Annotated in this window: 16 protein-coding genes; 4 read left to right on the top strand and 12 right to left on the bottom strand. The window is 45.1% G+C overall.

Translation table 11 applies throughout. The features are described from left to right. Nucleotides 1–209: 209 nt before the first annotated feature. Nucleotides 210–2078 carry a collagen-like protein gene (locus tag ABFV83_RS08655; RefSeq protein WP_349948479.1) on the top strand — a complete coding sequence of 623 codons (1869 nt, stop codon included), beginning with the start codon at nucleotides 210–212 and terminating at the stop codon, nucleotides 2076–2078. Nucleotides 2079–2807: 729 nt separating this feature from the next. Here the strand turns inward: ABFV83_RS08655 and ABFV83_RS08660 are convergent. From ABFV83_RS08660 to ABFV83_RS08675, 4 genes are all read right to left on the bottom strand, one after another. Next, on the bottom strand, nucleotides 2808–3077 hold the full coding sequence (locus tag ABFV83_RS08660; protein WP_349948480.1) for a helix-turn-helix domain-containing protein: 270 nt from the start codon (nucleotides 3075–3077) through the stop codon (nucleotides 2808–2810). Nucleotides 3078–3087: 10 nt separating this feature from the next. Further along, nucleotides 3088–3960 carry a hypothetical protein gene (locus tag ABFV83_RS08665; protein WP_349948481.1) on the bottom strand — a complete coding sequence of 291 codons (873 nt, stop codon included), beginning with the start codon at nucleotides 3958–3960 and terminating at the stop codon, nucleotides 3088–3090. A 389-nt stretch (nucleotides 3961–4349) separates the two neighbouring features. After that, the gene (gene cls, locus ABFV83_RS08670; protein WP_349948482.1) at nucleotides 4350–5900 is read right to left on the bottom strand and encodes a cardiolipin synthase; all 1551 of its coding nucleotides are present in this window, start codon (nucleotides 5898–5900) and stop codon (nucleotides 4350–4352) included. 165 nt (nucleotides 5901–6065) lie between these two features. Next, on the bottom strand, nucleotides 6066–7349 hold the full coding sequence (locus ABFV83_RS08675; protein WP_349948483.1) for an aminotransferase class I/II-fold pyridoxal phosphate-dependent enzyme: 1284 nt from the start codon (nucleotides 7347–7349) through the stop codon (nucleotides 6066–6068). Nucleotides 7350–7496: 147 nt separating this feature from the next. Here ABFV83_RS08675 and ABFV83_RS08680 point away from each other — a divergent pair, with 147 nt between their 5' ends. Then, on the top strand, nucleotides 7497–8603 hold the full coding sequence (locus ABFV83_RS08680) for a DUF362 domain-containing protein (RefSeq protein WP_349948484.1): 1107 nt from the start codon (nucleotides 7497–7499) through the stop codon (nucleotides 8601–8603). A gap of 58 nt (nucleotides 8604–8661) precedes the next feature. On the opposite strand, the gene ABFV83_RS08685 is transcribed toward ABFV83_RS08680, so the two are convergent. The 6 genes from ABFV83_RS08685 to ABFV83_RS08710 all read right to left on the bottom strand — a co-directional run bounded on the left by ABFV83_RS08685 (nucleotide 8662) and on the right by ABFV83_RS08710 (nucleotide 15737). Further along, nucleotides 8662–10590, bottom strand: coding sequence for a sulfatase-like hydrolase/transferase (locus tag ABFV83_RS08685; RefSeq protein WP_349948485.1), 1929 nt, complete (start codon nucleotides 10588–10590; stop codon nucleotides 8662–8664). A 179-nt stretch (nucleotides 10591–10769) separates the two neighbouring features. Then, nucleotides 10770–11258 carry a zinc ribbon domain-containing protein gene (locus ABFV83_RS08690; RefSeq protein ID WP_349948486.1) on the bottom strand — a complete coding sequence of 163 codons (489 nt, stop codon included), beginning with the start codon at nucleotides 11256–11258 and terminating at the stop codon, nucleotides 10770–10772. 72 nt (nucleotides 11259–11330) lie between these two features. Continuing rightward, nucleotides 11331–13508, bottom strand: a complete 2178-nt coding sequence (locus tag ABFV83_RS08695) for a DUF6449 domain-containing protein (RefSeq protein ID WP_349948487.1) — start codon at nucleotides 13506–13508, stop codon at nucleotides 11331–11333. Then, nucleotides 13483–14382, bottom strand: a complete 900-nt coding sequence (locus ABFV83_RS08700; protein WP_349948488.1) for an ABC transporter ATP-binding protein — start codon at nucleotides 14380–14382, stop codon at nucleotides 13483–13485. Before ABFV83_RS08700 ends, ABFV83_RS08695 begins: the two co-directional genes overlap by 26 nt. Beyond that, nucleotides 14348–14773 (bottom strand): GntR family transcriptional regulator, encoded by a 426-nt coding sequence (locus ABFV83_RS08705; RefSeq protein WP_349948489.1) that lies wholly within the window; start codon nucleotides 14771–14773, stop codon nucleotides 14348–14350. The genes ABFV83_RS08700 and ABFV83_RS08705 overlap by 35 nt, the downstream gene beginning before the upstream one ends. Nucleotides 14774–14861: 88 nt before the next feature. Continuing rightward, entirely contained in the window at nucleotides 14862–15737 is an 876-nt protein-coding gene (locus ABFV83_RS08710) for a DUF4397 domain-containing protein (RefSeq protein ID WP_349948490.1), read from the bottom strand. Between the two features lie 315 nt (nucleotides 15738–16052). Between ABFV83_RS08710 and ABFV83_RS08715 the strand changes: the two genes are divergently transcribed. Further along, on the top strand, nucleotides 16053–16394 hold the full coding sequence (locus ABFV83_RS08715; protein ID WP_349948491.1) for a DUF805 domain-containing protein: 342 nt from the start codon (nucleotides 16053–16055) through the stop codon (nucleotides 16392–16394). Between the two features lie 178 nt (nucleotides 16395–16572). On the opposite strand, the gene nifJ is transcribed toward ABFV83_RS08715, so the two are convergent. Next, complete coding sequence (gene nifJ / locus ABFV83_RS08720; RefSeq protein WP_349948492.1) at nucleotides 16573–20112, bottom strand: pyruvate:ferredoxin (flavodoxin) oxidoreductase; 3540 nt, start codon at nucleotides 20110–20112, stop codon at nucleotides 16573–16575. Between the two features lie 197 nt (nucleotides 20113–20309). Next, the gene (locus ABFV83_RS08725; RefSeq protein ID WP_349948493.1) at nucleotides 20310–22040 is read right to left on the bottom strand and encodes a VanW family protein; all 1731 of its coding nucleotides are present in this window, start codon (nucleotides 22038–22040) and stop codon (nucleotides 20310–20312) included. Between the two features lie 182 nt (nucleotides 22041–22222). On the opposite strand from ABFV83_RS08725, the gene ABFV83_RS08730 reads away from it, so the two are divergent. Further along, nucleotides 22223–23077, top strand: a complete 855-nt coding sequence (locus ABFV83_RS08730; RefSeq protein ID WP_349948494.1) for a PHP domain-containing protein — start codon at nucleotides 22223–22225, stop codon at nucleotides 23075–23077. Nucleotides 23078–23096 lie beyond the last annotated feature (19 nt).

The raw sequence follows: 23096 nt of genomic DNA on the forward strand, positions 1-23096 counted from the left end.
CTAAAAAATTCATGAAATATTGATTTGATATAGCAGGAATCAATTAATGATAAATTATACGTAGCCGTTGATTTGTTTCTAACAAACTTGTCATTCAATACATATGATAAGATATAAAGAGGTAAAAAACCCTTTATATACTTTAGACTTTTATAGAAGATTTGTAAGCAAAACATCGCAATATCGCACCTTAACAGGAGGGAATTATAATGAATAATTATAGAAATTGGGATGAAAATCGCTGCTCTGACGGATGCGGTTGCTGCGGCTCAGCAGGATCGCACGAGTTCAGATGCTGCGTTGGACCTACTGGGCCTCAAGGGCCTAGAGGCTGCCCAGGACCACAAGGACCCAGAGGGCCTCAGGGACCGACTGGACCTCAGGGACCTAGAGGGCCTCAGGGACCGACTGGACCTCAGGGACCTAGAGGGCCTCAGGGACCGACTGGATCTCAGGGACCACAAGGACCTCAGGGACCTGCTGGACCTCAGGGACCTGTTGGACCTCAGGGGCCTCAGGGAATACAAGGACCGACTGGACCGACTGGTGCTACCGGTGCGACTGGTGCTCAAGGACCTCAAGGACCTACCGGACCAACTGGTGCTACTGGTGCACAAGGACCTCAAGGGCCTCAAGGACCTCAAGGGCCTCAAGGACCTCAAGGGCCTCAGGGACCTACCGGCGCGACTGGCGCTCAAGGACCTCAGGGACCACAAGGACCTACCGGACCTACTGGCGCTACTGGCGCGACCGGTGCTACTGGCGCTCAAGGACCTCAGGGACCACAAGGACCTACCGGACCAACTGGCGCGACCGGTGCCACCGGTGCGACTGGTGCTCAAGGACCTCAGGGGCCTCAAGGACCTACCGGACCAACTGGCGCGACCGGTGCCACCGGTGCGACTGGTGCTCAAGGACCTCAGGGACCTACCGGGCCAACTGGCGCGACCGGCGCGACTGGTGCTCAAGGACCTCAGGGACCTCAAGGGCCTACCGGACCGACCGGCGCAACTGGCGCAACTGGTGCTCAAGGACCTCAGGGACCTACCGGACCTACCGGCGCGACCGGCGCGACTGGTGCTCAAGGACCTCAGGGACCTCAAGGGCCTACCGGACCGACCGGTGCGACTGGTGCTCAAGGACCTCAGGGACCTACCGGACCTACTGGCGCGACCGGCGCGACTGGTGCTCAAGGACCTCAGGGACCTACCGGACCTACTGGCGCGACCGGCGCAACCGGTGCTCAAGGACCTCAGGGACCTACCGGACCTACTGGCGCGACCGGCGCGACTGGTGCTCAAGGACCTCAGGGACCTACCGGGCCAACTGGCGCGACCGGCGCGACTGGTGCACAAGGACCTACTGGGCCGACTGGACCTCAGGGACCTCAGGGACCGCAGGGAATTCAAGGACCTGTTGGACCTACTGGACCAACTGGGCCTGCCGGTGCTACAGGTGCGACCGGCGCGACCGGCGCTCAGGGACCGACTGGGCCTCAGGGACCGCAAGGGGCCACTGGCGCAACTGGCGCAACTGGCGCAACTGGCGCTCAAGGACCTATTGGGCCGACCGGACCTCAGGGACCGCAAGGACCTGTTGGACCTACTGGGCCTACCGGTGCTACCGGTGCCCAGGGACCTACCGGACCTATTGGCCCTCCAGGACCATTTACCCAATTACGGGGATTTGACCTGCAATTCACTGGAGGTACCTCAGTGGCAAATGGAAGCCCTGTTATATTTAATACCATTTTAAACAACCAGAGTCTTAATATCGCTTATAACACATCAACAGGTGTTGCAACACTTAATGCAGAACAAAATTACTATGTATCCTGGTGGGTATCCACAGAAAGTGCAGGCTCATCTAATTATGTAGAATTTTCATTACAGATAAATGGAAGCAGTGGTATATCTTCAAGCTCGCCGATCGTCAGAGGCCAGTTAAGCGGAGTCGCCTTAATTACTGTGGGCGCAATCCCATCCACGATTGCACTCGTTAACACAACCGGGCAGACCGTAACATACGGTGCGACCCCAGTTATTGCACACATGGTTATTTTTGAAGTATCTCAATAGTAAGCAGCACAAAGTCATTTAAAAGATCTATGATCTTATAAAAATGCGCCGGAAGCATATGCTTCCGGCGCATTTTTGCATAAACAGCAGTATATATTCTCATTACCGCGCGGTAACCTCTGATATGCACATATGCACTTTTCTGTTCAAATTAACCGTTCATTCCGCATAAGATCAGTAGTTAATTTACCTTTTGGGTGCCATTGGGATGTCAATGTAATTATTTTGCAGCCGGTCTACTAACTGTACAATCCTAATTGTTGCGATATCGCAACTGTCAAACTGTCGCTGCCACGCTCCTTGTCTTAATAAAATAGTGATTTAAATTATTTTCGCCGAATTAGATATGTGGGAAAGTGGTTTGCTGACTTGGAAAACAAAGTACGGGTGACTATCCAACCAGCTGACTTAGGCATAGAAATTAATTCATGGTTTTTCACCTTTGTCTCCTTTCACAAACTCTTCACAGATTCATCAAACTCCCGTCACAATTTACAGGTATATTAATAATTATAAAGAGGCCAGAAACCCTTTAAAATAAAACTTTTTTTCATACAGCCGGCAGGATTCCCCCATCTTGCCGGCTCCTCCCTTTTATCAGACAAAGTACATCTGCTCCTGATTCTTTCAATCTTAATTACTTTATATTCCTCTGTTCCACTCCGGCCACAGTAGCCTTTGGTGATCGTCTTAAAAACTACACTAAAAATGCTACTATTTAATTTATTCTTAGCCTTTCGCAGATTCCTGAAGCATTTCCTTTATCTGCGGTATGGTTTTTCCGTTCTGACGCATTTCCCTTATTTCCTCAATGCGAGTAATTGCTTCTACACGTTTGAATCTCCTGGTCAGATTCATTTCTGCCTGTTCAAAAGGCAGCATTCCCTCTTCTGTATAGAACTTTAGGGTACTGTATCTGACATTGGTTAGCCGCACCAATTCTCCAATTGATACATATTCTGATTCCATTATTTTTTCAATTGTTCGTTGCCTTGACATATCCAGCTCCTTACAGATTGTAACGACGTAATCTTACCCCATGAACAGGCATTCTGCCGACGATAGCTTCAGGGATTAGTTCATATTTAATATTATCAATTTTTACAATCGGAACTGCACCTTCTCTAAGTACCTCATATACATGCCCCTGTGAAGATATTCGATCCAATACATTCTTCAATCGCAGCTGTGCGTTTGGAAAATATTCTTCTGTATCGATAAAGATCGATTGTTTTCTTTCAAAGAATGGGAATATGAAATTAAAGCCTTTTCCTGTCTCAGTAGCAGCTGCCTGGCTTTTCAGCCGTAGAAAAACAGCCACTATAGTCCCCCATAAAGAACGTATTTCAATGGGATAAAGTGCTTTTGCCAAGGTGCTTTCATTGCGAAGACCTGCCATACGCGCTGTGATTTTATTCTGTTCATAGACAGAAAAGACCTGATAGAAGCATAGGGACTCTAATAGCAGCCATATCAAAATAGTACTTTCCTCTGAGATGGGTCCTTCTTCTAAAAACTCAGCCCTTAACAAATCTAACTGACATTCAAACTCCCTTGCATCGCTTACATAGGTTTTTAGCTTAATATTTTTATCGTAATATAAATCACAGCCTAGCAAATTAGGAACCTTAGAAAGAAGCTGTTTACTTTGTAAGCGTTCGGCGTAAGTTCGTTCTAATTCTTTTTTATTTGCTTTTTTTATGGCATCTTTCATTCCTTCTTCATTAAAGTTCCATTTATCCGTCGCAAGATTGTAGTTTTCCTCCAAAAATACAGCAGCACCTAATACCTTTAATACATTCTGCTTAGCAGTTTCTCTATGCTCGCTCTCACAACCGTTAAAGCCAATCAGTGCAAAACGTTCTGATAATGTTAAATCCATGATATTCCTCCTTTAACTGCATTTACTTACTACTTACTACTTATTACTTATATTATCACTTTGTGAATAAAGTTACAATATCTTTAGATGTTAATTCCAGATAGTTATTTGAATTATAGGATTATATACATTTTCCCGTTAGAACGCGCCCATGGCACGCAAACCTAAAAAAGTAGCCCCTATAATAGGTGCTACTTCTATTAAAACTTATCCCAAAATTTTTAGAAAAATATCATTTAGACTTTCCCGATCACGCTTTCTGTCATCTGAAATATCTTCCACATAGGCCTTTTTGTCTTCCTGTTTCATCGATAATAAAATCCCTGATAATCGGAATCTGCATAAACACCAGGGTTCCCGAAACTGTTTGTTATTCGAACTCTATTACTCTACATAAGCGGTGCAAACAATCTCAACGCCCGCCCTGCAAACACCTCATACCATGGATAACTTCTGCAATCTTCCATAGTGATTCTACGGCATTGGGCCAGAGTGTCATGAAAATCCCTTTGTATATCCCGTATCACCTCGTTCCGATACAGGTAGACCGCACATTCAAAATGAAGATAAAGACTTCTGAAATCCATATTAATGGTACCGACCACAGCCTTGATATCATCGCTTGCATATACCTTGGCATGGATAAAGCCTGGTATGTACTCATAAATCTGTACCCCGGCCCTTATCAGTTCTCCATAGTGAGACCTTGCAAGCAGGAACGCATATATTTTATCCGGTATCCCAGGCATGATGATAACGACCTCCACTCCCCGCTTGGCGGCAAAAGTAAGAGCCTGGACCATTTCATAATCCAGAATCAGATAAGGCGTCATAATGTGGACATAATGCCTTGCAGAATTTATGATATCCAAATATACCTGTTTTCCAACTGATTCCTGATCTAAGGGACTGTCCCCATAAGGGATCACAAATCCATCCATGCTCAGCTCCAGGGGATAAAAATATTCCGGATCTTTTAAATATTTCCCATAGTCCTCAGGAACCTTTTCAAAAATGTTCCACATTTGCAGAAACATCATGGTAAAGCTAGTAACGGCATCACCTTTCAGCATGACTCCTGTATCCTTCCAATGGCCAAAACGCACGCGCCGGTTGATATATTCATCTGCCAGGTTTACTCCTCCGGTAAAAGCCGTAAGGCCGTCCACAACCAATATCTTTCTATGATCCCGGTTATTCTGGTAAGTGGTAAATGCAGGCTTAATGGGAGAGAACATCTTTGCATTAATTCCCTTTGCATGTAATTCCTTTGGATAGCTAAAAGGAAGCAGGGCCAGGGAACACATCCCATCGTACATGAACCGTACTTCCACCCCCTCTTTTGCTTTTCTCTCCAGGATCTCCAATATGGCATCCCACATTTCCCCTCGTTCCAGGATAAAGAATTCCATGAAAATAAACCGCTTTGCGCCCTCCAGCTCCTTCTTCATCTCTTTAAACATGGTTTCGCCCAGCGGAAAATACTGTACATTGGTGTTTTTATATGCCGGGTAATGACCTGAATTTTTGATATAGTAAGCCAGATTGGCATTCCGCCTGCTGATTCTGGACAAATCCTCCATGACCTTAGGACTTTGAGCCAGATAGGTTTCCGTATTTTCTATATTAGCCCGCAGCCTTTTATTTGCCAGCTTTCCCACAATCTGCAGCTCCACAAACAGATAAAAAAGCGTTCCAAACACAGGAATCGCTGCAATCGGGACCATCCAGGCCAGCTTAAAGCTGGGATTTTCCTCTTTATTCAGAATATAAATGATAACAAATGCACCGAGCAGAGCAAAACCACCGTAGAAATAGGCAAGGTAGCGGCTCAAAAAGCGGTAGGCCGTAAAAAGAATAGCCACTTGTACGATAAGAGAAACGACCGCAAACGTAGTCCGGCCAAAAATAATTCTCAGCATCCTCCTGATCTGTTTCATCCTGTGCACCTCCCATGCTGCCAATTCAATGAATCATATCTTTTTAATTATACAGCCTGTCTCTTTTTCTTGCAACCTCAGAGGCCCTGTATTCTTTTCAAAGATGTTAAAAACAACGGGAAAACCGCTGATACCGCAGTCTTCCCGCCGCCTCTTTTTCTTCTCTTACCGTTCCAATGCCTGCCCAATATCTTCCATAATATCCTCTGCACTTTCGATGCCAACACTCAGACGGATCATGGACGGGTCAACCCCGGCTTCAATAAGCTGTTCATCAGTCAGCTGTCTGTGGGTATGGCTGGCCGGATGCAAAACAGAAGTACGGGCATCTGCCACATGAGTCACAATAGCCGCCAGCTTCAATCCATCCATAAATTTAACCGCAGCTTCCCTCCCTCCCTTTAAACCAAAGGAGATTACGCCGCAGGTGCCATCAGGCATGTATTTTTTTGCCAGTTCATAATATTTGTCCCCTTCCAGTCCCGGATACTTGATCCACGCCACGTCTTCCCTGGAGTTTAAATACTGCGCCACCTTTAAGGCATTTTCACAATGACGTGGAATCCGAAGATGAAGGGTCTCCAGACCAAGGTTTAAAAGGAAGGAGTTCATTGGAGAAGGAATAGCTCCCAGATCTCTCATTAACTGGGAAGTTGCTTTCGTAATATAAGCTTTTTTACCAAACTTTTGGGTGTATACAATGCCATGGTAGGATTCATCAGGCGTGGTAAGCCCCGGATATTGTTCTGCATGGGCCTCCCAGTCAAAATTTCCGCTGTCAACGATACAGCCGCCTACGCTGGTAGCATGTCCATCCATGTATTTCGTAGTAGAATGAGTTACTATATCCGCTCCCCATTCAAAGGGGCGGCAGTTAATGGGGGTTGCAAACGTATTATCCACGATCAGAGGAACGCCGTGCCTGTGTGCAAGCCTGGCAAACTTCTCAATATCAAGAACAACAAGAGACGGATTGCCGATGGTTTCCCCAAATACTGCTTTTGTATTGGGCTTAAACGCCTTCTCAAGCTCTTCTTCCGTAGAATCCGGATCCACCAGAGTGGATTCAATTCCCATCTTTTTTAAGGTTACGGTAAACAGATTGGTAGAGCCGCCGTAAATCGTCGCAGAACTGATTACATGGTCACCCTCCTGGCAGATGTTAAGCAGCGCATAAAAATTGGCAGCCTGTCCGGAAGAAGTCAGCATAGCCGCCTCTCCGCCTTCCAGCTCACAGATTTTAGAAGCCACCGCATCGTTGGTAGGATTTGCCAGCCTGGTATAAAAATACCCCTCATCTTCCAAATCAAACAGCCTTCCCATCTTATCGCTGTCATCATACTTAAATGTTGTGCTCTGAAAGATCGGAAGCACCCTGGCATCGCCGCTTTTCGGCTGCCAGCCGCCCTGTATGCAAACCGTCTCTCTGGAACGCCCGTTCTGACCCATCTTTTTTCCTCCTGTAAACCTTAGTCATATGCTTCTCCTAGTTTAGCATAAATGAGGCTGGAAATAAAGTCCTAATTGCCTTATTGAATTCCCTGTTTGTTTACAGTATAATAGGCGGTATCATATAACTCATTAAAGGAGACCGTAATGGAAAAATCAAAGGTTTACTATACAAACTTCCATGCTACCTTTCGGGAAAACCTTCCTCAAAAACTCAAAAGACTGATAAAAACCGCCGGAATGCTGGAGCAGATTGATTTTCAGAACAAATATACTGCCATCAAAATACACTTTGGAGAGCTGGGAAACCTGTCTTTTCTCCGTCCCAATTATGCCAAAGCAGTGGTAGACCTTGTAAAATCCCAGGGCGGTAAACCATTTTTAACGGACTGCAACACCCTGTATGTGGGAAGCCGCAAAAATGCCCTGGACCATTTAGATACCGCTTATGAAAACGGCTTTTCCCCCTTCTCAACCGGCTGCCACGTTTTGATTGCCGACGGCTTAAAAGGAACTGACGAAAGCCTGGTTCCCATTAACGGGGATTACATAAAAGAAGCAAAAATCGGACGGGCTGTTATGGATGCTGATATCTTTATTTCTCTTACCCATTTCAAGGGCCATGAGAGCACCGGCTTTGGCGGAGCATTGAAAAACATTGGTATGGGCTGTGGCTCACGGGCAGGAAAGATGGAGATGCATAACTCTGGAAAACCTCATGTAAGCGAAGAAACCTGTATCGGCTGCCATGCCTGTGAAAAGAACTGTGCTCACAGTGCCATCTCTTTCCAGAATAAAAAGGCCTCCATTGACCATAACAGGTGTGTAGGCTGCGGCCGCTGCATCGGAGTCTGTCCTGTGGATGCCGTTGAGACAGACTTTGATGAGTCCAACGACATCCTGAACTGCAAAATAGCAGAATACACCCAGGCAGTTCTTGAAGACCGGCCGCATTTCCACATCAGCCTGGTCATGGATGTATCTCCTTACTGCGACTGCCATTCCGAAAACGATATCCCCATTATCCCTGATGTGGGCATGTTTGCTTCCTTTGACCCGGTTGCTCTGGATATGGCCTGTGCAGATGCCGTGAACCGTCAGCCGGTTATGGCAGGAAGCATACTGGAAAAGCGCGGCAGCCATCACCATGACCATTTTAAAGACACCCATCCTGGCACGAACTGGAAATCCTCCATTGAACATGGGGTGAAAATCGGTCTGGGAAATGCGGAATACGAACTAATTACACTTTAATGCGGATCATAAAAGGGAGAGCACATCATTTTTGTGCCCTCCCCTTTTGTTTCCCTGCTCAATTTAAAGCCCTGATCCGGCCAGTCCTGTAACGGGTTATATCTTCTCCTAACGGTACCTTGTCCCTTCCAATCTGCCAAACGGAAAGCTCTGAATCCTTCATCTTCTTTTCGGGAACATTTTTGGCTATAATAAGCTCCGGCCAGACAAAGGTGGTTTCCACCGCCTTTCCCTCAAAACAGATCCTGGAATAAGGAGTAAAATTCTCTCCGTAAACCAAAACATTGGAATCATTGTACACCACATCATCAATAACGATATCATCAATTCCCATCTTAAGGTTTGTGGACTGGTAAGGGCTTTCTCCGCCGTACACTTCACGCCCTCCGTAGAGAATATCATATTCCAGAGTCTTCATATCTTTTAAATAGCTTTCTTCCTCTGTTTCAGGGCTGCTGAAATATTTCTGATGAAACCTCATCATAGTCCCCTCATGAATGTCAAGCATGTCCAATACATGAGCTGCAAGCTGATAAGCCTCCACATTCTTTTTCTCCACAGGAAGATTCATGTTATTCCAGACCACATATTCGGTCTGAAACAGGGATCGGTTCTTCATCTCATCCTCTGACCACTCAAATCCAGGCAAATGATCCCCGTACATGACCAGAATAATAGGCTCCTTCCTGGTCCGCAGGGTATTGACAAGGGAACGGATAAACTGGTCCATTTCCCCGATCTGCTGGCAGTAATACTCAAAGCTTGGATATTTCCCATGCCCCTGAACGGAAATGGTATAGATAAAATCAGGGCCTTCCGTGGAATCCAATGTTCTGATGATCTCTCCGGTGAGAATTTTGTCCTTACACCAACCCGTAGGATTTCTTTCTATGTTATTCATATATTCAATGGGGGTAAAGGTATCAAAGCCAAGCTGGGAAAAGACCCTGTTCCGGTCGTAAAAAGTGGCTTCATTGTTATGGATTGCATGAGCGCTGTAACCTAAGTTTTTTAAATCAAAGGCCACGCTTTCACAGGGAGTTTTCTTTAATACGGTTTTATACGGATATTCTCCCGGACCGAAAAAATCCAGATTCATGCCTGTAATCGATTCAAATTCCGTATTAGCAGTACCTGCACCGACAGAAGGCACGCTTAAATAGCCCCCCGGATAATTTTTCTGAAGCTGATGGAAAAACGGGATCGGATCATAATTTACGGGGTTGTTTTTCCATAAGGCAGGGTCAAAAAAGGATTCCAGCTGGATCATGATCACATTAGGCTTTGTGTCCTCAGACAGAGCATAGGTATTATCCGGAACCAGCTCCTCATCCCGAATCTCTTCCATTGTCTCAGTCCCATATCCCTCCGGCTTGGAAATTCCGGTGTTAAACAGAGAATTGGAAAAGCAGTATGGAAATCCATAGCTTTTAAACGCCTCTCCAATATTGCCGAAATGAACTGCCACTAATCCTGTTTTCATAGCAGCGCTTGTCAGTCCCAGCACCATCACCCCGCTTATGGCTATAAGCCCTGCTCCAATGCCGTACCGGATCTTTTCCTTCGAAATGGGCGCCTTGCGCCAGACTGCGGCCAAAAATATAACTGCAGACACAATACCGGCCCCAATGAATATAATCTGCATCCAGGTAAAGTAAACCGTTGCCAGACTGACCGCATACTTCACCAGGCGGAAATCAGCCGCAGTAAAAGGAGTGGTTCGGAAAATGAGCAGAATACCGTTTACCACTCCCATAAAAAGCCATATCAATGATATGGTAATGCATGTAAAAGCCTTGCGCTTCGTCACAAATACAATCGTAAAGGGAAGGGCGATGATCAGGGTGTTCAATATAAAAACCGGAAAGCTTCTCCAGATATAAGAGCCAAAGCTTATCAGAGATTTCCTGCCAGCCAGTTCAATAAACACATTTATCATGGCAGAAAGCGCGAAAATCCTCCCAAGCCATTTGACATATAGTTTCATGGTATACCTCGTTGCACCTTTTTTCTTTTCAGAGTCGGATTTAGTCTATCACATTTTGCAGAAAATTTACATACTTTTTTAAGCGGAAATAACAAAACAAATACCGACACTGCTCTTCGTGGACAGTGCCGGTATTGTTTTCTTATGTCAGCGGTCCCTAAGGCCGGCCTTTTAAGTAATTATTCCTGTTCTTCTGTAGGTTCAAATGCGTCTTCACTAACCGTATTAATTCCAGCTGTCGGATTTACTTCCTCTGCAGGCGCTGCCTGTTCCATTTCTTCCACATTCTCATCTTCTGTATCATCCTTCTGAGATGCTTCCTTTACAGTTGCTCCGCACTTTCCACAGTAAAAGGAATTCTTTGGAACCTTGGCTCCACACTCCGCACAGATATGGGTTCCCTCGCTTTGGCTAAGTTCAATCTCCAGAGCGGCAATTCTTTCCCGGCTGGCCCTGACAGCTTCATAAGCCTTTGCATAGGCTTCCTCCGGCTCGCTGTTCGCTTCGTAGTATTGTTTACCGATGACCGCATAAGCTTCTTCCAGCTTCGTTTTTTCCACACTGATCTGCGTCTTTAGCTGTATCGTCTCAGTCAGCGCTTTTGCCTTGGTTGCAACCTCTTTGCCGGTACCACTAAGTGTCTTTCCCAGCTCTTCAAAAAATGCCATCTGTGATTCCTCCTTTGACTTATGCTCCTACCATTTTAACTTCATTGGAAGAAAAAGTCAATGAAAGACTGTTTACACATCTTTTTTTATCTTCTCGATCTCACTTTTAACAGACTCCGGCAATTGATTAAATGGGATGGTACAGGAAGTCTCGGTTCTTCTTCCGCCGGCTTCTACAACAGCAGAAAAGCTGACCCGCCTCTCTCCCCTGCCGCCATAAGGATTCATGTTGGAATACTCATCGATCGCCCCGTGACTCATGATCTGCCTGATGTCCTCCTCATCGGTAATTGTCAGGTATTGGGAGTCTTTATCCCCATATGTGGATTGATAGCCATTGAACTGATAGGAATCAATATTGATCTCTTTTATATTTTCCAGGCTATTCCAGCCTTCTACGTCGACCTGACACTCTTTTAGCAGCTCCAGGGTGTGTGTAAAGGAAGGATAGACCGGATAATACCCTCTTGAAGTAATCTCACTGTATTTCCAGGAGCTTTGGATTTCTTCCCGCTTTGTTTCCGCCTCTGCCTGCATTTTCGTTAAAAACTGTATGGTAGCTATTGGATTTTCTTTTTGCATGGTTTCCACTTTTAAGCTTTTTAAATCCTCCTGATAAGCAAGGAGTAATTTTTCAGTCATGGCTTTCTCTGTCCCGTTTCTGTCACGGCTGACAACATTGGTCTGCTCTCCCCTGCTCACCCTTACCCAGGCAGTCTCTTCTGGGGTCTGGACAAGGATGGGATATACCGCTTTCATAAACTCCTGGTTCTCAAAAATCTCTGCGATCTCCGGCCGCATTTCATCTCCGGACAAATGATAGGAGCGGTAAATATTCTTGCCGTTTTTCAGCGTATATTTTATGGAAAAATTATAGCTTATGCTTCCATCGTCCCAGGTCTCATAAAAATCATTATTATGATGCAGCTTCCGGTTTCTGGCTACCGCATCACGCACCAGAGCCAGGACCGGCGCCGTATCCGTAAGCTTCATATGGCTAAATATATATTCGTCAGAATCCTCATACTGCCAGTAATATTCACCCATGGAATTCTGCTGTGCGCTTCCGTAAGAGACCCAGTAATTCACATCCGGCATGGATACTGCAACGGATTCAATGGAGTCTTCAGACGGTATATATCCGTCATACCCAAACAGATCATATCGGAAGCCACAGAATATCACTGCCGCCAATAAGGCGCAGGCCACCATCTGTTTCCAATGGGAAAACAGCCTTCTGAATTCGAAATGATAAATGATCTCAATGACGCAATGTGACAAAAACATTCCGCAAATCAGTCCGAACACCCCCCAGCCTATGCTGGAATGCATGGACCAGAAGAAAATGCTTCCGCTAAGAGACGACAAAACCACAATGGGAATCCGGATTACCGGCATACTGATCTTAAAAGCCATGGCCCTTCCCGCCGCCTCTGAGCCTCTCTTTTTGTATAGCCAGAAAGATAGTAGGGTCAATACGATTGTCACGGCCAAAACCGCCAAGATCCTGACAGCCTGGGTTCTTGCCGGAGCCCCCGGCTGCAGACGTTCCATATTCATCATGAACAGGACAAATGCCGAGCATTTATCCATGAAGCGGTTAAATATATTTCCGCCTCCCCGGTAGCTGGTATAAAAAAAGTTGGTGTGGCAGAATTCCAGGACTCCTATCACACATATAAAATAAAATTGCAGTACCAGGTTTCCAAGAATACCGACCAGAACATTTCCTGTAAGAATCATGGATATCACAGTCACGGAATACATCATGCAGTAATGGATCATAAACAGCAGGAATCCCGTAATGGCCGTTTTCCATACCTCCCCAGGAGAAATGCCGTTTACTGCAATCACTCCCATGGCAATAACTAAGTTCACCCCATATACGGCCGCTGGAATAAGAATCCCATTAAAATAATTCACCCAGAACAAATGCTTCCTGTTTACAGGAATGCCATGATAGAAATCCACCTTCTGCCTGGAGTGAAGATAAGAGAAGCTGGTTACTCCCATGATAAGGGACAGTAATATAATCAGTGCCGCCATCCAGCCGTTCTGAAAGCCCAGCCAGGATTCCAGAATGGATACAATATACGTATAATCAATATTTTCTCTCACCCGTTCACTTAAGGAAAGAGCAATCCCCACCGGAAAGGTAAAGAAAAACACTAAAAATGACAGTGCCATGGACCAAAGGCGTCTTTTTCCATCTTCTCTTAATAAATTATAAAATAAGCTTTTTGATGTCATATCCTGCCACCTCCGTCTCACTAATAAATATTTCTTCCAGAGATAATGGGATGATTTCATAAAATACCGGCTGGTACGATTCCATCAATCCTTCCACTTCTTCTCTGGTTCCTCTTACTGTTATGGTATAGAGTTTTCCTCTTGCTTCTGTCTTAATGCGCTGCAGAGCCGTTAAGTCCTCAGCAGTCATTCCATCCTTTAAAACGCACTGCAGCTTATGGATGTTAAGCTTCATATCATCCAAATCCCTGGAAAGGAGTATGCCTCCCCTGTGAAGAAGGCCCACATGATCGCAGATATCCTCTAACTCTCTCAAGTTATGGGAAGCAATGATAGGAGTTAAATTTCTCTCAGACATATCATTTGCAAAAATGCTCTTTACCGCCTGGCGCATCACCGGATCTAGCCCGTCAAAGGTCTCATCGCAGAAAAGGTAGTCCGTATTGGCACATATCCCGCATATTACGGAAAGCTGTTTTTTCATGCCCTTTGAAAAGGTGTGGACCTTTCTCCGGGCTTCAAGCCCAAAGCTTCCTAAAAGATTGTGAAAGCGTTCCTTGTTAAATTGAGGATAGATCCTGCTGTAGAACTCCATCATATCAAGGGGCGAAGCGTTGTTAAAATAGTACTGGTCATCGGAAATATAAAAAAACCGGCTTTTTACCCTTTCATTTTCAAAAATCTGTTCTCCATCAATGGTAACGTTTCCTTCATCAGACTTTAAAATGCCGCTCAGCATTCTCAGAAAGGTACTCTTTCCCGCTCCATTGGTTCCAATAAGGCCAAATACGCTTCCAGGCCGTATCTGCGCGCTTACATGATCCACTGCCACTATATCGTCAAATTTTTTTGTCAGATTCTCTGCTTTTATCATCCTCTCTCTCCTCCCCTGTCAAATATTCCTGTCTTACCCATTCCTCAGCAACCCATGTATGAGCCTTATCCTCTGTCAGGCCTGCCCGTTTTGCTTCCTGGATCCAGCTTACAAGATCCTTTTTCAGCTCACTGTTCTTAAGCGCCCGAATGGAACTGGTATCCGCCACAAAGCTGCCTCTTCCTTTGACGGAATAGATGAACCCTCTTCGTTCCAGCTCCGCATAGGCCCTCTGTATGGTATTGGGATTAATGGATAAATCGGTTGCTAAAGCACGGACAGACGGCAGCTGCGCATCCTGTTCCAATACGCCGCATATCATAAGATCCTTTAGCTTTTCCACAACCTGCTCGTATATTGGCCTGCGGTCTTTATAATCAAGCAATATCATGTTCCACCTCCTATTCTGTATTAACACTCTTAATACACTTAGTATAACAAAGAACCTCTGATCTGTCAATCAGAGGTTCCATTTTTTTCTAATTTCTTCGGTCTTCAACTATCAGGATACGAATGGCATCCTCTACATTTCTCCAGTTAAATACGTATAAAGTATAGGAGGCATTGCCCCGTATATATATATTAGAGGTTAAAATAATGCTTCCGCTATAAGCATCACTGTTGGATACAGCAACCAGATAAAGGCCCGCTAATGTATACTGGAAACTAGTTACTTCCTTATAATTCACATCAAAAAACGTTACCACTCCACCGTTCAGCACCACATGAACCTTACGGTTTGTTATGGATAAATTGCATGCACGGAAACAGCCTGATTTAATACCTCCATTGCAATACACATCCTCAATTTCCATTAAATCCAGTCCATAATCCGTATTGATGATTGCAACAGTGACTGCACGGTCAACTAAAACCGTAATCTGCTTTTCAAGATAAACATATCCGCTCTGCCCGCCTACGGTTATGGTCTGTTTCCCGCCGGAAACCCGGCCATACTGGCTCATTTCTCCGTTATCCAATCCATTTACTGCCAGCTGATTGCTTATATAAATTAAGAACGGATTATAGCCGGCTGCTGCATTTAAAAAGCGGACAAGGCCATTTTGATTGTTTTCACAGAGATAGCATGGGATGATTGGTTTGGGAAATACCGTAATAACAGAAGTCCCTGTGTCGCCAGGGCCTTCATTCGTAATAGGGAAATCGGAAACAGGCTGTTCCTTTTCAAGATTGAGCGGAGGTGCATTCTCGCTATTTTCTTCTGGCGGCTGCTCTCCTGTTTCATCTGTATTGTTTCCGTTTTCTTCATCTATTGGAAACCCGTTTTCTTCCGGATCTGTCATCGGATTCGGCTCCATATCCATATCATTTTGTGTAAAAGATAAAATTTCCATAGAAACCCTCTTTTATGATAGTTTATATAGTAAGTTTATTCCCGCATAAATGCCCAGTGCCTGTCTTGTTTTAAATGTTCATGTCTTTTTGTGGAAGAGTCTGTGAAACCACAAAAAGTTTGATCTTCCTCAAAACATCTTGTTGTATCTATCAGTAAAAAATATAGTAGTATTATTTAAATCAACAAATCATAAAACAATATAAATTTATTCTAAATAAAGCTTATGTTGTTATAAAATTACCATATATTTTATTAATTTTTTATGATATAATGAATATGCATAGTACAAAAGAAAAGAAAGGTAACAAAAATTATGAATGAATATGCGGCAATGTGGAAAAATTATTTTAACTTCAAGGAGCGCACAACAGTAAAGGGCTATTGGATGGCTGTATTGTTCAATGTCCTCGTTATATTACTATTAGCAGTGCTGGGTAACATTTCGGATATATTAGGATTACTCTCTACTATTTATGGTATTGCAGCCCTGATTCCTGGTATCGCTCTTGGAATACGCCGGCTTCACGACATTAACAAATCAGGTTTCTGGATACTTATTGCATTTGTTCCCTTTATAGGAGCCATTCTTCTTATCGTCTGGTATTGCTCTCAGAGCGTTGACGAAGACAATCGTTTTGGTACAGAACAGGTTTAATTACATATTTTTAGGAAACTATGCATCAAAAGGCGCTCCCCTGACAAACGTTTCTTCCTGTCAGAGGGAGCGCTTTTTTCTTGTAATTTCTTTACAATTCAAAAATCCAAATTTTGTATTTCCCAAAAACAGGCCCGGATGGTTCATCCGGGCCTGTATCTTATTACATGAAGATCAATTAATCATTACCGTATAAGGTAACCAGCTTCTGCAGGTATTCATACCGCTCTTTAGCATCTGCTTCATTCTTTGCAAATAATTCAGTTGCTCTCTCAGGATTCTTCATAGCCAAGGATGCATAACGAACCTCGCCCTTTAAGAATTCCTGATATCCTTCTAATGCAGGAGCCTTGCTGTCTAAAGTGAACTTCTTCTCAGCAACAGGATTGTAACGGAAGTTGTTCCAGTAACCGCACTCAACTGCCAGCTTCTCTTCTGTCTGAGCCTTGGACATGCCCTTCTTGATACCATGGCTGATACATGGAGCATAAGCGATGATCAGAGATGGTCCCGGATATGCCTCTGCCTCAGAGATTGCCTTAACAGTCTGTGCATAATCAGCACCCATAGCGATCTGTGCTACATACACATAACCATAGCTCATGGCAATGCTGGCAAGATCTTTCTTTCTTGTTTCTTTACCGCCTGCTGCGAACTGTGCAACAGCACCTGTCTTGGTAGACTTTGAAGACTGTCCGCCGGTATTGGAATAGATCTCTGTATCAAATACCATAACGTTAATATCTCTGCCGCTTGCAAGCACGTGGTCAACACCGCCGAAGCCGATATCATATGCCCAGCCGTCGCCGCCGAATATCCACTGAGATTTCTTAGCCAGGAAATCCTTGTCCTTAAGGATAGACTTGCAGGTATCACACTCAATGCCTTCTAATGCTGCAACTAACTTATCGGTTGCTGAACCATTGGTTGCACCTGTCTCAAAGGTATCCAGGTATTCCTTGCAGACTGCCTTGATTTCATCAGAAGCCTTTTCGGAATTCATAATCTCTTCAACCTTTGATTTTAAGCCGCCTCTGATGGCAGTCTGAGCCAGCATCATACCGTAACCGAATTCAGCATTGTCCTCAAATAAGGAGTTAGCCCATGCAGGACCCTGTCCTTTGGCATTTACGGTATAAGGTGTGGATGGAGAGGAGTTACCCCAGATGGAGGTACATCCGGTTGCGTTTGCAATATACATTCTGTCACCGAATAACTGGGTGATCAGTTTTGCATAAGGTGTCTCGCCACAGCCTGCACATGCTCCTGAGAACTCAAGAAGAGGCTTCTTGAACTGGCTGCCCTTAACGGTATTTTCTTTAAATTTGTCGATAACTTCCTGCTTGATAGGAAGTGTCTGGCCGAAATCATATACTTTCTGCTTGTCTTCGCAGTTTTCTTCCATGCCAACCATAACAAGAGCCTTCTCGCCCTTCTTTCCTGGACATACGTTTGCGCAGGAACCGCAGCCTGTACAGTCAAATGCGGATACAGTCACAGCGAACTGATATCCTGGCATGCCTGTCATTGGAAGAGTCTTCATTTCTTCAGGCTTTCTTGCTGCTTCTTCCTCAGTCAGAGCCACAGAACGGATAACTGCATGAGGACATACATAGGAACAGAAGTTACACTGGATACAGTTTTCAGGAACCCAGCCAGGAATAGTAACTGCAATACCGCGCTTCTCAAATGCAGCAGATCCGGATGGTGTGGAACCATCGACATAATCGCTGAATGCGGATACAGGCAGGGAATTTCCTTCCTGTGCATTTACCTTGGACTGAATGTTATTAACGAAATCAACAACATCCTTTCTGCCTTCCTTGATAACCTTGTAATCAAGGCCTTCATCCTCGCAGTTTTTCCAGCTTTCAGGAACATCTACCTTAACAACGCCCTTTGCACCAGCATCGATAGCTGCCCAGTTCTTCATAACGATTTCTTCGCCCTTACGTCCGTAGGTAGCCTTTGCAGCCGCCTTCATCAGTTCGTTTGCTTTCTCAGAAGGAATGATTCCGGTCAGTTCAAAGAATGCGGACTGAAGGATGGTGTTGATACGTGTCTGGCCCATACCGGTCTCAATACCGATCTTCACACCGTCGATGGTGTAGAACTTAATGTTGTGGTCAGCGATGAACTTCTTCACCTGCCCTGGTAAATGCTTCTCAAGACCAGCCGCATCCCATGAACAGTTCAATAAGAAGATTCCGCCGTCAACCAGTTCCTGAACCATGTTGTACTTACGGATATAAGACGGATTGTGGCATGCCACAAAGTTAGCCTGACGGATCAGATACGTGGATTTGATCGGCTTGTGTCCGAAACGTAAGTGAGACATGGTAACGCCACCGGACTTCTTGGAGTCATAATCAAAGTAAGCCTGAGCGTACATATCCGTGTTGTCACCGATGATCTTGATGGAGTTCTTGTTGGCACCTACCGTACCATCTGCACCAAGACCCCAGAACTTACAGTTTGTGGTTCCTTCCGGAGTTGTAACGATTGGTGCGCCTGTCTCAAGAGAGAGATGAGTCACATCATCCACAATACCGATGGTAAACGGAGTTTTCTCCTTGTTGCCATAAACAGCAACGATCTGAGTTGGTGTGGTGTCCTTGGAACCTAAGCCATAACGTCCGGTTAAGATCTTAACCTGATCGAACTTTGTTCCCTTAAGGGCTGCAACAACGTCAAGATATAAAGGCTCGCCTAAGGAACCTGGCTCTTTTGTTCTGTCTAATACGGAAATAGTCTTAACTGTATCCGGGATCGCATCAATGAAAGCTTTTGCAGAGAACGGACGGTATAAGCGGACCTTTATCACGCCTACCTTCTTTCCTGCTGCCATCAGATAGTCAATGGTTTCCTCAATGGTATCGTTTACGGAACCCATGGAAATGATTACATGGTCTGCATCAGCAGCTCCGTAGTAGTTGAATAATTTGTAATCAGTTCCGATCTTTGCATTAACCTTGTCCATATATTTCTGAACAATTGCAGGCAAAGCGTCATAATATGGGTTGCATGCTTCTCTTGCCTGGAAGAAGATGTCAGGGTTCTGAGCGGAACCTCTTAACTCCGGATGGTTTGGATTTAATGCACGGCGACGGAATTCGTCAATGGCATCCATACTTACCATCTCTTTTAAATCCTCATAATCCCAGGTTTCGATCTTCTGGATCTCATGAGATGTGCGGAAACCGTCGAAGAAGTTGATAAATGGTACTTTGCCCTCGAGTGCTGCCATATGAGCAACCGGAGTCAAGTCCATAACTTCCTGTACGCTGGATTCGCATAACATAGCGCAGCCTGTCTGACGGCATGCGTATACGTCGGAGTGGTCACCAAAGATAGATAAAGCATGGCTTGCAACTGCACGTGCGGATACGTTGATTACACCTGGTAACTGCTCGCCTGCGATTTTATAGAGATTCGGGATCATGAGTAAAAGACCCTGAGAAGCTGTATAGGTGGTGGTCAACGCACCTGCTGCTAAGGAACCGTGTACTGCACCAGCTGCACCTGCCTCAGACTGCATCTCCGTAATCTGTACTTTCTGACCAAATATATTGGTTCTTCCGTCTGTCGCCCATTCATCTGTTGCTTCAGCCATGGGTGAAGATGGGGTAATCGGATAGATAGCCGCTACATCAGTAAATGCGTATGACGCATGAGCTGCTGCATGGTTACCATCCATGGTTTTCATTTTTCTTGCCATTCTTGATTTCCTCCTGCAAATGTGAATAATGTATAAATTGGTTCCCGTATAGGGAAAGTGACCTGACATTATTATAACAATTATTCAACAAATTGCAAATATTAAAACAGGAAAATAAAGTATTATTTTCAAAACAATCCGATAAAAAGGGACTGGAAAGAATATTCTGTCCAGTCCTGTCTGATTTTGTGTAGTTTTTAATTAAAAGGGTTGGGAGGAATGACATTCTGGCCACCCTCACCGCCAGCTGCTTCTGTGGTAGAAGATGGTCCCTGAGGCTGGGTAGGCTGGGTTTCCGGTGTTCCCGGCTTTTCACCCGGTCCCTGAGCCCCGCCGGAATTCCCGGTTGTCTCTTCATTGTGAGGTGCAGTGGTCTCTGTATTTCCCTGGGAACCTGCCCCACTGCTTTCAGGGGCGGAACTTTCCGGATTTGTGGGCGGAATGACCACTCCTGACTTGTTCCGCTTGATGGTCGCCGGTTTTCCACGGTACGTACTGTTATGGAAAAACTCATCACTTACCACAACGCCATTCTTCTTGGTAACCAGGTTGGTGACCCAACGGCTTCCCTTTGTCTCCGCCTTAACGATTTTTTCTTCAGTAGGCTGAAGCGTCTGGTCTTCCTCGTAGACTGGTGCCGGAGCATCTAACTCCGCTGTTTTCTTCGATGTCATGGATAATGTAACGCCTTCCTCCAGAATCGGAATTCCCACAATGGAGATTTTCAGCTTCCGGTCGGCAAAGCTGCTCCTGATGGCTACGGCAGTGGAAGAATTATTGACGAACTTCATATCAGGTCCGCCGTAGCTTACCATGGCATCCTCACCTGGTGTTACATAAGAAGGCTCGTAGCTGTGGGCATGGCGCTCAGTCGTCGAAAGACCTGCAAACACCACCGCATTATATAATGTGGAGGACACCTGGCATACGCCTCCGCCTGGCTCTTCTACTAATTCTCCGTTCAAATATGCGCCTGCCGGACGGTATCCCTTTGCAGGAGAACGCTCCCCTGTGGCTTTATTGAAGGAAAACTCTTCTCCCGGCTGCAAAATCAGGCCGTTTAAAGCGTTGGAAGCCAGTTCAATATTCTTATTCCTGGCACTGTTAGCCGTGGTGGTTGTTGAATAAGTGCCTATGACCTTATACATTTCCTTTGCCTGGGCCTCGGTTATCTTAGGGGCAACTGCCTTTCCATCCACCTGGATAACTGCCTGGAAATTCTTAGCCTTAAGCTGGGTTAAAATGTCTGATGCCAGCTTATCCTGATCAATCACTACTCCGTTCTTCTCTCCGGAATAAACAAATTTCCCGGTATCTTTGTCAAATCCTGATATAGAACCGTTCTTGGCTGCAACATCCCATTTTCCTGCAATGGCTTTTACCTCTGCCTGAACGTCCTCATCCAGTCCGTCAAAATCGAGTGTATAGCTTTCCTTTGGTTCCCCTGAATAGATCTCTTCAAGCAGGGGGTCTATCTTTTTGTCCAGCAGATTCTTAAGTTCGTACTGGTCTTCATGATAGGTGACCTTCATCTCCCATGGGTACTTCTCTTCAATGGCAGCCCGGGCTTCTTCCCTGGACATGCCGGTGATGGTGATTCCATCCACTTTAACTTCTTTCTGTAATTCCGGCTCTGAAACGGTTGTGGGATTTACCTCCGTCTCCTTTGCCTTATGGCCTCCAATAAGCTTAACAGCCGCCATAACACAGATAAAAGCAATAACAGCCAAAATGATTCCCAAAAGTATCTTTGTGATGTTATACTGAGGCCCTTTTTTTCTTCTCTTTCCCCGCCTTTGCTGATAGGAGCCGCCTGTTCTGTAGGCCTGTCCAGTCCTGCGGCTATTTTCCGATGCACTTTTGCCGCTTCCATTCCGGGAAGAATAGGCTCTTCCCCCACCTTTTTGTCTGTTATCTATTTGATTCATTTACTTCACCTTTTTACATGATTTTGTATCTTTACATTGAGTAGTATACCATACTTTGTGGGAAATGCTATTACGATTTTATGAATTTTCTTAATTATTTTTCGCCTTTTTTCAACATTTTACAGAATGGAAAAAACATGTTACTATAGTGTTACCAAACTATTTCATTTTGGAGGTTTTTTATGAAATTTGTCGATTTGCATGTTCATTCCAATGCTTCGGATGGCACGTTCACTCCCTCTGAAGTAGTAACCCTGGCCGCAGAAAAGGGACTTGCGGCCATTGCACTGACCGATCACGATACCATTGACGGTCTTTTAGAAGCACAGGCTGCCGCCGCCGGACTTCCAATTGAAATCATTCCTGGAATTGAACTCTCCTGTGTGTACCAGGGAGAAGAAATTCACATTCTGGGGATTTATGTCGATCCCACGGACCGGGAATTTATCTCTGAAACGGATGCTCTTAAAGAAATTCGAAAAAAAAGGAATGAAGAAATGATACGCCGCTTCCAAAATGCCGGCATTTCCATCACATTAGACGAGGTAATGGCAGGAAATCCTGACACTGTCATAACCCGTGCCCATTTTGCCCGGATCCTTTTTGAAAAGGGCTACGTAAAGAACATGGACCAGGCATTTAAAAAATATCTGGACCACAGTGGTCCTTACTGTCCCCGGAAAGAGAAAATCACCCCGGAGCACGCCATGAAAATCCTTACCCGATGTAAGGCTTCCCCTGTTTTGGCCCATCCATACCAGTATCACCTGGGTGATAAAAGGACGGAGGAGCTGGTCCGCTATTTAAAGGACTTAGGGCTTCACGGTCTGGAGGTCTACCACTCTTCCAACAATCAGTATGAAAGCGGTAAATTAAGAAAACTGGCAAGGCTTTACGACCTTTTTCCCACAGGCGGCTCTGATTTTCATGGGAGCAACAAGCCTGATATCAGCTTAGGAGTCGGACGGGGAGGCCTTCGGGTAACCGCGCTTCTTCTTGACGACATTAAAAGGATACGGCGGGAGAAGGGTCTTTGACCCCTTCCAGGCCGTCGGC

Source organism: Lacrimispora sp. BS-2 (assembly GCF_040207125.1).
Classification (GTDB): Bacteria; Bacillota; Clostridia; order Lachnospirales; family Lachnospiraceae; genus Lacrimispora.